This is a genomic window from Bacillus cereus group sp. MYBK14-1 (assembly GCF_051916885.1).
Classification (GTDB): domain Bacteria; phylum Bacillota; class Bacilli; order Bacillales; family Bacillaceae_G; genus Bacillus_A; species Bacillus_A cereus.
Window position 1 is genome coordinate 294187 of record NZ_JBQAHM010000006.1, and the last position, 14111, is coordinate 308297.

The window sequence follows — 14111 nt, forward strand, 5'->3', positions numbered from 1 at the left end:
CTAATCTTATTTGAGATTAGCGCTTCTTTCTATTCCAAAACCAATTACTTATTATAATTCCCGTTAATCCGCCGCACGTATCAAGCAATGAATCTTGCCACATTGGTGTACGGTCTCCCGTATACCATTGGTGAATTTCATCAAATGTTGCATAACCCGCAACGAAAAGAAGGGCATATATAAAACATCTTTTCCTCGAATAACCTGATCGATGAAAAGCGTAATAAATCAATGAACCTAGCATAAAGAACACCATAAAATGAGCACCTTTACGAAGGAAAAACTCAATAAATCCGCCTACACCTTTATTCGCAATACTAACAGGGGTTCCTCCACCATAATCGATAGATACCCATGAAAAATGTTCTTTCACAAATTCAACATTTACATATTGTTCAATATCTGAACGCATATCCTGCTTTTTATATGGTTGTGCCGAAGAATAGAAAATCAGCCCCATCCATAGTAATACAGGAATCCAAAATAACCATTTACGATTCATTATCCAGAATTCTCCTCTCTTAATCTTTTAAGGGTACCAAAAAAAAGAAAAAATTTCACGCCAAAACATGACATTTGTACCCTATTTATAAAGTGAAAGGAGGTGATACACATGGCAATTGAAACAATCGTAATGGATTTAACTTTACGTCTTGTCTTAAACAACGGATTAGATAAGAACGGCAAAACAGTTTTCAAGAACAAACAATTTAAACGTGTTAAAACAAATGCGAGCTTAGATCAAGTACACAACGTAGCTCATGCTCTAGCTTCCTTACAAGCATCACCACTTCACGCTGTACAACTTGTAAGCACATCAGATCTTTCTAAACTATAAAGTAAAACTCGGATCAGTGGGGATTTTATTCATCCCCGCTGATGATTAGACCGCAATTTAACCGGCAGACCCAAATCCCATAAATAGCTTGATAAATACAAAGGAGGGAATAACACATGCAAGTACTAGAGTTGATTTTCGCAAAAGAAGATGGAAAAACAGTCGTTTTTTCTATCGATACGCCCATCACACCAATCGATGCACAAGTCGTAAATCAAGTAATGGATACAATCCTCGCCTCATCTGTATTTTCATCCATTGATGAAAATACACGAAAAAAGGGAGCTCGCCTTGTAGAAAAAAATGTATCTGAAGTTCCAATTACTCTATAAAATGAAAAAGGCGAATCTGCATCATTTTGCAGATTCGTCTTTTTTCTTCGGCATTTCAATCGGAATAAAAATCTTTGAGAAACCGACGCATACGTACTTATAATGTTCTTCACCTATATCAAACTCAGTCGTATATGTTGAGAAGAATATATAATCATTTCGCTTCGTATAATGATCAATTAATAACCCAATTTGTGGCTCAACATACTTTTTCGCTAACTTTTTACCGGCCGATGCCAAGTCGCCAAGGAGACCCTCTTCATTCTCTTTTTGAACTTCATCTAGCTTCTTACTCACATCATTACGCTTCATAAACTGCTTCGCTGCCCATTCTGTATATTCGCCCTTACTCGGATTACTGTTTGCTAAATATACTAGGAGAACGACAACTAAAGCCATAATAATATACTTTTTCTTCATACTATATCACCGCCTACTCTTTTCTATTTTCATATATATGTACAAGCGATGCAAATTAGAAAGACTATCACCTATTGATTGTAAACGAATAGCCAAAATTTACAATACAAAACAAAATATTAACACCGAGTTTACTTATTCCGTATATAATTATATTCGAAATATTAATTTCATAAGGGAGGACTTAAAATCATGAATGATGAAAATAACATTATTATTTCTAGTTCTACTATGATGCTTGTTCCATACAATCACCCTTATTATCGTACAAAACTTATCGACAGTAGCGGAAATGATCTTCGTTCCTGCCAAACCGCATTACAACTCATCAAAAAATCTTGCTTAACCCATATTCACTCTACTTATCAAGGCAGGCGTAATGCAGTCCAAACAAATTTTAGATTCAAACAAAACGTTCCAATTCCAATTAATCATCGGGAATACATTTGTACTTTTCCAACAGAATCTCCTTCATCTCCAAACTGTATATGGCTATTTTATAACCACATACACGATATAGACTTTTGCCAAAAGATTAAAAAGGCTAAAATACATTTTTCAAATGGCACTACAACAACAATATCTATCAGTCCCCATAAATTGCAGCAACAATTATTAAAAGCTGGATACATACTATCTCGTATGAACATGCAAGATTCACTACAATTTAAAAACCCCTTGTTACATTTACTACATTAAACTAACAAATAGAATGGAAAGCAACATCTCTTGCCTTCCATTCTTATATTAATATTTATCCTCTTACACTATCTCGCATTTTCTCAAGTGCTTGCCGATACATCCATCTTACTTGATAATATGTCATTTCCGTCTCTAAAGCGATTTCTCCCATCGTCTTCCCTACAAAAAAACGTTCAAAAATAATATACTTCTCCTTCTCATCTAACACGCTCATAAAATCCTTCACTCTTATTTCAACATCCTCAAAATGAAAGATATCCTCATACTCACCTACACTTACACATCTCTCCTGCACTGCGAACTCTTTCTTCAATCTCTCTAATATATAACCACGCACCGTTACAACTGCATATGCAGGGAAATACCCCTTCTTTGCATCAAATCTTTCATACGCATGCCAAAGACCAATTAAACCACATTGATAATACTCTTCATAATCTTTACGAATACCTAATTTCTTTATTTGATTTACAATCATCCCTTCATACAAAACAACTGCCTCTTTAAAAGTCGCTGGCTTCACACAGTACCCGTTTCTAAAAGGTATACCTTTCTAGTATTCCGCGGTACCTTCACAATATAAAAATAAAGAAAAGATTTCACTGTGAGTCATTTCAAATACTACCGACGGAATCTGAAATTACACTATGTAGAATTTGAAATTCTGTTGGTGGTATTTGAAGTAAGGGTAAAAATAAAAAAGGTGACTCTTGGAAGAGCCACCTTTTTCTAAAAGAATAAATTATGCACCAAATTTTGGAGCTAGACCACTTAAACTAGTAAATCCAACTGAAAGAATAAAGAAAATAACAATTAAAATCGTTGCTTGTTTTTTACTTAATCCAGCCGTAATATGTAATCCTAATCCCATTACAACTAATGTCCAAATATTGAAAACTTCGAATGATGAAGCAGCACCATGAGCAACTGTACCTGGCTCAAATAAAGTTGCTAAACTTGTATAAGAAGTTTCAATATCTCCACCAAGAATCATTCTAATAATAAAGTTCACAATTGCACCTAAAATTGAAATCGTATATGTGTAGACATAAATAGATAATAATTTCATGTATGAAGTATCATTACTCATAAACATCATAATCACTTTATAAATAGCTGCCGCAATGAAGAACCAAATCGCAGTACCAAATAGCCCTCCAACAATACCTGCTCCTATTCCGAAGTAACCAACAACTTTAGCCGTTTCAGCATCAGGCACCTCACTCATTACATCAGGATGATTCATTACTTGATACATGCTAATCCCTGCAATTACAGCTGTTAATATAATGAAAAGGAAAAATGCCCCCCATACTGGACTTTTCGTCTTCATTCTCTCAAATTGCTCACCTGGAGAAGTAATCATTCCTAATAATGATGGCTTCTTCGCACCTACATCTTGCGTATTAATATTTGCTTCCATTATAACGCCTCCTTCTATTTATATAACCCGTTCTAACGGGCGGTTCACTTCCTCATATAGAGGCTACGAACCGCCCACTAGAACGGTAATGTGTAGTTCTACTACACTATTAATTACTCATAACGCAATGCTTCAATTGGATCTAATTTCGCAGCTTTATTTGCTGGAATTAATCCGAAAATAATACCGAGTGTCATCGAGAACAGTACGCCTCCAACAACAACTTCCCATGAAACGAGTGGTGGCCATTTTGCGAATGTAGAAACGATATATGCTCCGCCATACCCAAGACCAATTCCGATCAAACCACCTAGAAGCGTCAACATAACTGCTTCAATTAAAAACTGTAATAAAATTTTACTACGCGTTGCTCCAAGCGCTTTACGTATCCCAATTTCGCGCGTACGCTCCGTTACAGATACAAGCATGATGTTCATAACACCGATACCACCAACGACTAATGAAATACCAGCGATACCACCGATGATCATTGTCATAATGTTAGTAACTTTAGAAACATTTTCTTGGAATTCTTTTAAATTAACCAGTTCATATTTACCCGGAATTTCACTTGGCTTACGGCTATTTAATACATCAACAGCTTGTTTCCCTGCTGCTTCTAAATCGTCTACATTTTTAGCTTGAATTGCGATACTTTGAATTTCATCTGTTCCGTATAAAACAGGCCATAACGTAAGAGGGATTAACGCTTCTTCCATTTCAAATCCCATAAATTCATTATCAGATGTATACACACCGACAATTTGCATCGGTTGTCCTTTCATCTCAATAATTTGTCCTACTGGATTTACACCCTTAAATAACGTCTCTTCTGTTTTTGTACTAATCATCACAACGTTATTTGCATGAGAAATATCTGATTCATTTAAAGTACGTCCCTTTACGACCTTTACTTTATTAACCGCAAAATATTCATTATCAAGACCAATAACATTCAAATTTGCTTTTTTATCATTTACATCAAGCACCTCTGTCGTCTGGTTTGTCGTAATAACATGTGAAACATCTTTCACTTGTTTTACTTCCAAAATATCCTCTTCCGTTAACTTCGGCATTTCAAATCCACCTATAGCAAACTCATCATTAATATCTGGTTTAAATTGAATTGGCATAAGGTTATTACCACCAGAACCTGCGAATTTCGACTTCAGCATTGCTTCTCCGCCTTGCCCAATTGCAACGACAGTAATAATCGAACCTACCCCGATAATAATACCGAGCATCGTAAGAGCAGAACGTAGTTTATGAGCTAAAATAGAAGATAAGGCAATTTTTATACTATCTAGTAAACTCATACCGCACACCTTCTATCTTCTGTAACTTTCCCGTCTCGCAGTACAATGCGGCGGGAAGAATACGCTGCTACTTCCTCTTCATGCGTAACCATAACAATCGTCGTACCTTCTGCATTAAGCTTCGTGAAAATATCCATAACTTGCTCACCAGACTTCGTATCAAGTGCACCAGTCGGTTCATCGGCCATAATGAACGTTGGATTATTCGCAATCGCTCTTGCAATCGCTACACGCTGCTTCTGTCCACCTGATAACTCATTTGGTAAATGATGCACGCGATCTGCCAATCCAACTTTACCTAACGCCTCCAAAGCACGCTTGCGACGCTCCGCTTTCTTCACGCCACCATATACGAGCGGAAGCTCAACATTTTCCACTGCGGAAAGACGAGGCAGTAAATTAAAATGCTGGAATACAAAGCCAATATATTCATTACGAATTAAAGCAAGCTTTGACTCGTCTGCTGTTAAGATATTCACGTCATTCAGCATATATTCGCCTTCTGTTGGACGATCTAAACAACCGATAATATTCATAAGCGTCGACTTACCAGAACCAGACGGTCCCATAATCGAAACGAACTCACCGCTCTGAATTGTTAAACTAATACCATGCAAAATCGGCACCGCCAATTTTCCTTGATAATACGTTTTAGCAATATTATTTAACGTAATCATTTCTCTTTCACTTCCATTCCGTCATACACATCGTCGGAAGGATTTTTAACCACCTTTTGCCCCACTGTTACGCCTTCTACAACCTCTGTCCAGTCCCCATCAGTAGAACCTTTTTTCACATTTTGTTTACGAAGCTTCCCTTTATCCTCAACATAAACAAATGCATCATCGCCTTTTGCTACAATGCTCTTACTTGGGACAGCAATCATCTTCTTATTCTCTAAGTTTACTTGCAATGAAACATGATAACCTGGAGATAAACCATCTTGACTATCAAGACTTGCTTTATATGTATACTGAGACATATTTTGAGTTGCTTCACCCACGCCGCCAGCTTGCGCCATCTCTGCGCTCGTTGGGAATTCGCTTACCTCTGTAATCTTACCTGTCCACTTCTTCTTATTATTTGCTTTCGCAGTTACAGTGAATGTTTGATCTTTTTGAATTTGTGACTTTTGAAGCTCAGTTAACGTACCTTGAACTTGGAATGGATCTTTAGAAGCTACTTGTAAAAACGCTTTTCCTTGACCACCTAACGCTTGAGATGAACTTTGTGCCGCATCTTTATCTAACTTTTGAACAACACCAGCAAAATTGCTATAAATCGTAAGTTCTTTCTGCTTCTTACTTAACTCTTCTTTCTGCAACTTTCCTTTTTCTTTCTCAAGGTCAATTGTTTTTTGTCCTATCTCTAACTCGTTTACTTGCTCGTCCATCGGATCTGTTACTTCTTTCCCAGCTCCGCTATCTTTCGCCTTCTTAATTTCTTTCTTCAACGAATCAATCTTCTTTTTTCCTTGATCATAACGCATATCCGCCATCTTCTGATCAAGCTCAGCTTGCTTCATTTGAAGGTTAATCTCTTCATTATCATAAGAGAATAACTTCGTGCCTTTCTCTACCTCTTGCCCTTCTTTTACCTCAATATCTTTCACTTTCCCTTTGGCCGGATCTGCATAGAAGCTTTCAATATTACCAGGCTTCACCTGACCAGAAATTAACTTCGTATTATTCAGCTTACGCTCTGTCACTTTCTCAAAACTTACAGCATCAGCATTTGTTGATGCACCCTTCTTCTTACCTTGCATAACAAAAATATTAATTGCCGCTACAATAACAATTAGTGCAATAACCCCAATAATAATCCATTTCTTCTTCTTGTTTGGAGTACGAACCGTATTTGGTAACATAGTCTCTCTCCTTTTTACAACTTAATAGTTTAATATAAAATTGTATAAAACTTTCTGAAAATACATTACATATTATTACATTATTTTTACAAAGTTTTACACATCCAATTATATTGTAACAAAAATTCCAATGATTAGAAATATGACATTATATCTTTTAAGATAGATTTAAGGAAAGATTATATTATATAGAAAAAACCATCCAATATAACAATTGGATAGCTTTTTCAAATAAAATATTATGCTACCTTAGAAGCTTTTCTCTCATGTCCCATTTGAACAATCAGTAAGAATATTGTTGATAAAATACCGCCTGCTAACAGTAACATGAAGCAACCATCCCAGCCAGAACGATCAACAATAATACCAATTGCTGCGTTAGCTACGAAACTACCTCCAACATAACCGAACAGACCACACATACCAACTGTTGTACCTACTGCAAACTTCGGTACTAATTCCATTGCACTTAAGCCGATTAAGAACTGTGGTACATAAATTAAACAGCCAATTACAGAAACTGCAATACTTACAACAAGTATACTAGTTGCTTGCCAATATACAATCGTACCAACAACAACTCCAGCCATACTCATAACACATAATGGCATACGTTTTCCTTTGAATAATTTATCACTTAAAAAACCGACAATTAAAGAACTTGGAATCGCTGCTGCTTCAAATATTGAATATGCTGCATGTGCTTCTGTTTTCGTAAAACCTTTAACTGTTGTTAAGTAAATCGGTACCCAGTTAATAACACCGAAACGAATTAAATAAACAAATGCATTTGCAATACATAAGAACCAAACAAATTTATTTTTCACTACATACTTCATTAAAATTTCTTTTGGAGACATCTTGTTAGCATTATCTGCTTTTTCAAGATTTTCATAGTCATTACGATACTCATCAATTGGCGGAAGACCTTCAGATTCTGGCGTATCTTTCGCATTAATCCAAACAAGAACTGCAATTACCATTGCGATAATCGCTGGGAAAATAAATACGCCACCTTGCCAATGACTTTCACCGAAGATACCTACACCAATTCCAATGAATGGTGGAACAAGTAATCCACCAACGTTATGTGAAATATTCCAAAGACCTGTTTTCGTCCCACGTTCTTTCTTTGAAAACCATTTCGTCATAACAATACTACAAGGTGGTGCTCCCATACCTTGTACAATACCGTTTAGAACAAGTAATGTTAAAATCATCCCAAAGGAAGATGCATAACCGAAACAAATATTAACAAGCCCAGATAAAAATAAACCTACTGCAATAAATCGTTGAGCAAATGCCTTATCCGATAAATTACCCATAAAGAATTTACTAAGTCCGTAAACAACAGCCATTACTGCACCTAATAATCCGATTTGTGTAGTGCTAAATCCGAACTCGTCTACTAAATACGTAGTAGATAAATTAAAGTTACTACGAACTAAATAATACGCAGCATATCCAACTGAAATCCCGATTAACACACGAATACGTAGTAATCGATATACACGATCGATCATATCCGCTGGCAATCTTTCAATTGCAGGTGCTGGCTTAAGCCATTTAAACATATATTTTCGTCTCCTTTTCTCACTTCAGAGAGAGACGCTGTCTATTCCATATCTCGATTATTCCGCTATTTGATATATTTTGGTTCGTCCTTCTAACCGGCTGTCCTTCTATTTCTTTCTCATTCTTCGCAAACATCGTTGGTACGCCAAACGACACTTTTTCTAAAATATGCCCCGCTTCTTCTGATAAACAATAATCAATAAATAAATCCGCAATAATACCACTCGGTGCACGTTTTAGTTTCGAAATCGCATTAACAGATAACCCTGTTTGCTCAGGTTCGTTACTTAAAATCGGAAAGCCTTGTTTTTGAAGCATTCTCTGATCTCCCATAAAGTTGATGCCTATCATATATTCACCGCTCGCAACAAGTTCTGCTGGGATGTAACCATTCACTGTTACTTCTCCAACTTGTTCCGCCAGATTCTTCACATATTCCTTCGCTTCCTCTTCACCTAACATATCAATAAGTGATTGAAAAAACGTATATGCTGTACCTGAAACATTTGGATCGGGCATGACAATCTTTCCTTTATATACTGGATTCAATAAATCTTTCCATCTTAACGGATACGAGAGACCGAGCGGCGCTATTTCCTCGTTCCACCGCTCTTTATTAATCGCAATTGCCAGCTTCTCCACTTCATAACCGTACCAATAACCATCTTTATCTTTAACAGTTTTTGAAATACGATTTGCATGTTGGCTTATCACAGGAATAGAAAGATTTTTTTGCTTCATCATTTGATGCGCATCTACTGTACCGCCAATAATAATATCCGCCTTCGGATTTCCGGCTTCTTCTTCCACTCTACGAAGAAGTTCTTCTGTTGAAAGACGAATAAATTCATACGTACATCCGCGCGGCTTACAAAATGATGAAAGTAACGCTTCACCAACTTCCTCACGAGCCGCTACATACGCAACAATATGACGATCATCCAAAATAGGGAGACCATTTTTACTATATTTAATAGAGGTTGTATCTCGAGAGCAACTAGACATCGCTCCTCCAATTACTAGCAAAAAGAAGAAAAAGGCTATCTTTCTCATGACGCATTCTCCTTTACGAATAACTCTGCTAGAGAGCTTTTCATATACATGACATTTCCGTTATTATCACCGAGATATTGCACAACAAAGTACGATGGATACACAGAAATCGTAAGAATATCTTCACGATCATTCTTTACAAGCTTACCTGTTTTATAAGCTGTAATATAAGCAATCGGTTCATTCTGCGATTGTAATAACTTCTGAATTTCTCCGTAATCTGTAATTTGCTTTGCGTATCGAATAGAATCAAGTATGTGCGTAAGATTGATAGTACGTACCACATCGCCTTGACGTACTACGATATCCTTTGCTGAAGCAAAGAAATCACTAATACGCTCTGGTGTGTAATACAGGCTTAATAAATACGTTTGAAGTGCTGAAATCATCGGATCCATGCCATTCTTTCCGTATACATTTTCCCCATACTGGAACAAGTCACCTACTGCAAAAGTACGCTTATGTCCATTCAAGTACGTTACTTCTCCAGTAAATACTTGTTCTTGGCTCTTAACGCCCTCAGGCTCTATTCGAATTCGGTCAAAGAATGAAACAATCGTATGCAAACGAACTTCATCCGTTACAACAATTTCTCCCCACTTTTCATGTCTTACTTTCACTTCAATTGGAAGAGATTCATTCACCCTTTGTAAAACGGCTTGTTTATCATTTACAATGTTGATTCGATTATAGATTTGCTTCTCCATAACATAAAACAAAACAAGAGAAACAATCATACAAATGACAAACATAAGAATTTGAAATGATAGCCTTTTCATTTCTGCCTACCTCCAAGATAAAAAAACGTTGTTTCGAAAATACCGCATAATTGTTTCATAAATGTATCATTTAACCGCTTTCAAGTTTTTTATGTCTTCCATCCTTCTCGGAAGCAAAAATGTAATGAATATTGTAGTACCTACTTCTTCACTACTCTCAATCCGCATGCTTCCGCCCTGCTTATTCATAATCTCCTGACAAATATACAAACCATAACCATTCCCATAACTAGAAGGAAGTGCCTTTCCTTTCGGAGACTCATTCCACTCTGCAAGCACCACTTCATCTATACCGATCCCATCATCATGAACAAAAACCTTCGCCTCATGCTCATTTACAATTACATTCATACGAATGTGAGAAGCATCACTATACTTAATTGCATTATCAAGTACATTTAAGAAAATTTGCTTCGTCTTATCAAAATCCGCCACAACATGTACATCTGTTAACTCATTTATCACTTCAATTTCAAACTGATTTAGACGGGGTTTCACAATTGAAACTGCTTCTTCTGCCAATTCCTTTATATTCACAACTGTAGGAGACACTTCAAACGTACTCGTTCCATATTTCGAGGACTTAAGCAGTTCCTCTACAAGTGATAATAACCGCTCACTTTCCACAGCCACATAACGAAGACTTTCCTGTACATCTTCTTTCGATTGTAACTTCGGAATTAAATCAACATAACCGATAATTGCCGTTAGCGGTGTTTTTAGCTCATGCGTAATGCGGTCTAGGAAATCTTTCTGCTTCTCTTTCTCCTCCTGCAATTGCTTAATATGCAGCTCAATTCCATCGGCCATCGCGTTAAAAGATGCTGAAAGCTGAGCGATTTCCACGTACTCATTTAACTCAATCTTACTCTTATAATCACCATTCGCGAGCCTCTGTGCCATTTGTCTCAACTGATCAATTGGTTTATGAAGAGACTTTGCCAAACGAATTGCAAAGAAAATACCGGTAGCAACTAGGCAAAGAGATGTCATTAAGAACGTCCAACTCACATTTGTTAAAACTTCCTTCTCACCCGTTAACTCATTTATAAAACGAATACTTCCAATGACATCGTTTCCATAATATACTGGGCTTGAAAACAAAAGAATGGGAGCGGGATCCGCCTCCTCGAAAACATAAGACTTTTTCCCCTTCAAGGAACTCTCAATGTCGATGTTACGGTGAAGCAATGCTCCTTTTTGTGTATCTGCAACAACATCGCCATTCTTCCCAATCATCTGCACACGGACATCCATACGCTTCGCTAAATACGACGCAATTAAAAGTGAATTCGGACCAAGCGTATCCACTTCTGCTTCCTTCTCTAAATAATTCATCGTATAAATTTGTGCTTCTACACTTAACTTTTCTAAAGAATCTGCTGCGTTATGATACATATTCTTTTCTAACGTAATATAAACAACTGCATATAAAAGAACAAAAATCGGAATTAACAGCCCAACTATTCCAAACACCATATTTCGCTTTAAAGACATACCATCACCACTTAACAATCCAGTTTATAGCCAACGCCATAAATTGTCTTAATATATTCTCCGCTCGTCCCAAGCTTCTTTCGAAGTCTCTGCACCATAATATCAACTGCTCTCGTATTTCCGATATACTCAAACCCCCATACTTTCTCAAGCAACTCATCCCTCATAAATACACGCTGCGGATTTGAAACAAACAACTGACATAAATTAAACTCTCGGTACGTTAACTGAATCTCTTGTCCACTCACATGTACCTTTCTTTCCTTAGGACAAATCACTATCTCTCCAGCCTCAATTACTTCATGACTTACAGCCGCCTCCGTCTTCTTTACACGCCGCGCCATATTCTTAACCCGAAGAATAAGCTCCGCATAATTAAACGGCTTCGTCACATAATCATCAGCACCAAGCTGCAATCCAAGCAACTTATCATTCATCTGACTCTTTGCCGTTAACATAAGCACCGGAATATCCCTATCTCTCTCACGGAACAAACGAAGCAACTCATACCCATCCGTATCCGGAAGCATAACATCCAAAATCAATACATCTGGCCCTTCATTCCATCGCTCCAAAGCTTCCCTCCCATCAGCCGCTGCCAATACTTCATAACCTTCCATCTCCAACTGCATCCGAATCAAATTACGAATACTCGATTCATCATCAACCACAAGTATTTTCATCATTCTCCTCCTTCCATCATGTATTATAGTACAGTTTAGTATAGCAAAAATCCTATAAAAAAAGAGAAGGTATTGTCGAACATATTTTGTCGACGATACCCTCTCTTTCACTTATTATATTTATTTAGCATATCCATTCGGTTGCTTTTGATGCCAATTCCAAGCATGCTCAATAATTGTTTTCACATTTACATAATTAGGATCCCATCCTAACTTCTCTTTCGCTTTCTGAGAAGAAGCAACTAAACGCGCTGGATCGCCCGCACGGCGCGGTGCTACCTCAGCAGGAATTTCATGATTTGTAACCTCACGAACTGCATCAACAATTTCCTTTACACTAAAACCATTACCATTTCCTAAGTTATAGAAATCACTCTCTCCGCCATTCTGCAAGTCTTTAAGCCCTAAGAAATGAGCCGCTACTAAATCTTCAACATGAATATAATCACGGATACAAGTACCGTCTGGTGTATTATAATCATCACCAAACATCATAATCTTCTCACGTTGACCTAAAGCCACTTGCAACACAAGAGGAATTAAATGTGTCTCTGGGCGATGATCTTCTCCAATAATACCACTTGGAGTTGCACCAGCCACATTAAAGTATCTAAAGATCTTATAACGTAAATTTGAAGCTTGGCTATACCAATGAAGCATCTTCTCGATTGCTAACTTCGTTTCTCCATACGTATTCGTTGGATTCGTCATCGTTTCTTCAGTAATAAGATCAACATCTACCTCACCATACGTTGCCGCAGTAGAAGAGAAAATGAACTTATCTACCTTAAACTCATCCATTACCTCTAATAAACAAAGTGCACCATACACATTGTTATTATAATATTGAAGGGGCTTTTCCATACTAACTCCAACTAAAGAATCAGCTGCAAAGTGCATAACCGCCTCAATATTTTCTTGTTTAAAAACATCCCTTAAAAATGATTTATCACGAAGGTCGCCATTATAAAACTTCGCGCCTTCCGTAATTGCATCTTCATGACCAGTTTGTAAGTTATCTACTACTACTACAGATAAACCTTCGTCTACTAATTTTTTCACAGCGTGAGAACCGATGTAGCCAGCTCCGCCACAGATTAGGATTGAATTCATTTTCTTCCTACTTTCTATACATCTAACCTTGTAAATTAAGAGTCATTAACTCTAATGGATTAAATCATAAGCATTTAGCTCAACATTTTTTATAATTCACTATCCATGTATCCATTTTTATTATTTGATTGCCATTTCCAAGAGTCTGCACACATTTCTTCTAATCCGCGTGTTGCCTCCCAGCCTAATTCACGCTTTGCTTTCGATGCATCAGCAAAACATACTGCCACATCACCTGGGCGACGCTCTGTAATTTTATAAGGAACTTTCTTACCCGAAACTTTTTCAAACGCTTCAACCATCTCTAGTACACTATAGCCCATACCTGTGCCCAGGTTATAAGCATCTACTCCCGTTGTACTCAGTACTTTCTCAAGCGCCTTTACGTGACCATTTGCTAAATCCACAACATGGATGTAATCACGGACTCCTGTTCCATCTTTCGTTGGATAGTCATTTCCGAATACGCTTAATTCTTTTAACTTACCTACCGCTACTTGCGTTACATATGGC

At 37.2% G+C, this 14111-nt stretch carries 17 protein-coding genes; 3 read left to right on the forward strand and 14 right to left on the reverse strand.

Annotated elements, in window-relative coordinates; all coding sequences use genetic code 11:
• Nucleotides 1-16 precede the first annotated feature (16 nt).
• Nucleotides 17-502, reverse strand: coding sequence for a VanZ family protein (locus ACTFR3_RS18200; RefSeq protein WP_001080709.1), 486 nt, complete (start codon nt 500-502; stop codon nt 17-19).
• Between the two features lie 111 nt (nt 503-613).
• Here ACTFR3_RS18200 and ACTFR3_RS18205 point away from each other — a divergent pair, with 111 nt between their 5' ends.
• Nucleotides 614-838, forward strand: coding sequence for a DUF1659 domain-containing protein (locus tag ACTFR3_RS18205; RefSeq protein WP_000963857.1), 225 nt, complete (start codon nt 614-616; stop codon nt 836-838).
• 116 nt (nt 839-954) lie between these two features.
• Nucleotides 955-1170: a DUF2922 domain-containing protein gene (locus tag ACTFR3_RS18210; protein WP_001197593.1), complete on the forward strand. Its 216-nt coding sequence runs from the start codon at nt 955-957 to the stop codon at nt 1168-1170.
• Nucleotides 1171-1191: 21 nt separating this feature from the next.
• Here the strand turns inward: ACTFR3_RS18210 and ACTFR3_RS18215 are convergent, their stop codons facing one another.
• Nucleotides 1192-1590, reverse strand: a complete 399-nt coding sequence (locus ACTFR3_RS18215) for a DUF4359 domain-containing protein (protein WP_322369195.1) — start codon at nt 1588-1590, stop codon at nt 1192-1194.
• A gap of 192 nt (nt 1591-1782) precedes the next feature.
• Between ACTFR3_RS18215 and ACTFR3_RS18220 the strand changes: the two genes are divergently transcribed.
• The gene (locus ACTFR3_RS18220) at nt 1783-2289 is read left to right on the forward strand and encodes a competence protein ComK (protein WP_000997459.1); all 507 of its coding nucleotides are present in this window, start codon (nt 1783-1785) and stop codon (nt 2287-2289) included.
• A 55-nt stretch (nt 2290-2344) separates the two neighbouring features.
• Here ACTFR3_RS18220 and ACTFR3_RS18225 read toward each other — a convergent pair whose 3' ends face one another.
• The 12 genes from ACTFR3_RS18225 to ACTFR3_RS18280 all read right to left on the reverse strand — a co-directional run.
• The gene (locus tag ACTFR3_RS18225) at nt 2345-2815 is read right to left on the reverse strand and encodes a sigma-70 family RNA polymerase sigma factor (RefSeq protein ID WP_322369194.1); all 471 of its coding nucleotides are present in this window, start codon (nt 2813-2815) and stop codon (nt 2345-2347) included.
• Nucleotides 2816-3034: 219 nt separating this feature from the next.
• Nucleotides 3035-3715: a Yip1 family protein gene (locus tag ACTFR3_RS18230; protein WP_000387922.1), complete on the reverse strand. Its 681-nt coding sequence runs from the start codon at nt 3713-3715 to the stop codon at nt 3035-3037.
• 113 nt (nt 3716-3828) lie between these two features.
• Nucleotides 3829-5031: an ABC transporter permease gene (locus ACTFR3_RS18235; protein WP_000054365.1), complete on the reverse strand. Its 1203-nt coding sequence runs from the start codon at nt 5029-5031 to the stop codon at nt 3829-3831.
• Nucleotides 5028-5708: an ABC transporter ATP-binding protein gene (locus ACTFR3_RS18240; protein WP_000631624.1), complete on the reverse strand. Its 681-nt coding sequence runs from the start codon at nt 5706-5708 to the stop codon at nt 5028-5030. The genes ACTFR3_RS18235 and ACTFR3_RS18240 overlap by 4 nt, the downstream gene beginning before the upstream one ends.
• Nucleotides 5705-6898, reverse strand: coding sequence for an efflux RND transporter periplasmic adaptor subunit (locus tag ACTFR3_RS18245; RefSeq protein WP_044306710.1), 1194 nt, complete (start codon nt 6896-6898; stop codon nt 5705-5707). Before ACTFR3_RS18245 ends, ACTFR3_RS18240 begins: the two co-directional genes overlap by 4 nt.
• Nucleotides 6899-7137: 239 nt before the next feature.
• Entirely contained in the window at nt 7138-8472 is a 1335-nt protein-coding gene (locus ACTFR3_RS18250) for an MFS transporter (protein WP_197323694.1), read from the reverse strand.
• A 19-nt stretch (nt 8473-8491) separates the two neighbouring features.
• Nucleotides 8492-9526: an ABC transporter substrate-binding protein gene (locus tag ACTFR3_RS18255; protein ID WP_242292416.1), complete on the reverse strand. Its 1035-nt coding sequence runs from the start codon at nt 9524-9526 to the stop codon at nt 8492-8494.
• Nucleotides 9523-10305 carry a DUF3919 family protein gene (locus ACTFR3_RS18260; protein ID WP_000826614.1) on the reverse strand — a complete coding sequence of 261 codons (783 nt, stop codon included), beginning with the start codon at nt 10303-10305 and terminating at the stop codon, nt 9523-9525. The genes ACTFR3_RS18255 and ACTFR3_RS18260 overlap by 4 nt, the downstream gene beginning before the upstream one ends.
• 66 nt (nt 10306-10371) lie before the next feature.
• Complete coding sequence (locus ACTFR3_RS18265) at nt 10372-11802, reverse strand: HAMP domain-containing sensor histidine kinase (RefSeq protein ID WP_044796161.1); 1431 nt, start codon at nt 11800-11802, stop codon at nt 10372-10374.
• A gap of 11 nt (nt 11803-11813) precedes the next feature.
• Nucleotides 11814-12485 (reverse strand): response regulator transcription factor, encoded by a 672-nt coding sequence (locus ACTFR3_RS18270; protein ID WP_000699553.1) that lies wholly within the window; start codon nt 12483-12485, stop codon nt 11814-11816.
• A gap of 120 nt (nt 12486-12605) precedes the next feature.
• Complete coding sequence (gene galE, locus ACTFR3_RS18275) at nt 12606-13598, reverse strand: UDP-glucose 4-epimerase GalE (RefSeq protein ID WP_001084660.1); 993 nt, start codon at nt 13596-13598, stop codon at nt 12606-12608.
• An 89-nt stretch (nt 13599-13687) separates the two neighbouring features.
• Nucleotides 13688-14111: GDP-mannose 4,6-dehydratase (locus ACTFR3_RS18280; protein ID WP_142309053.1), on the reverse strand; the 424-nt coding region annotated here is incomplete at its 5' end.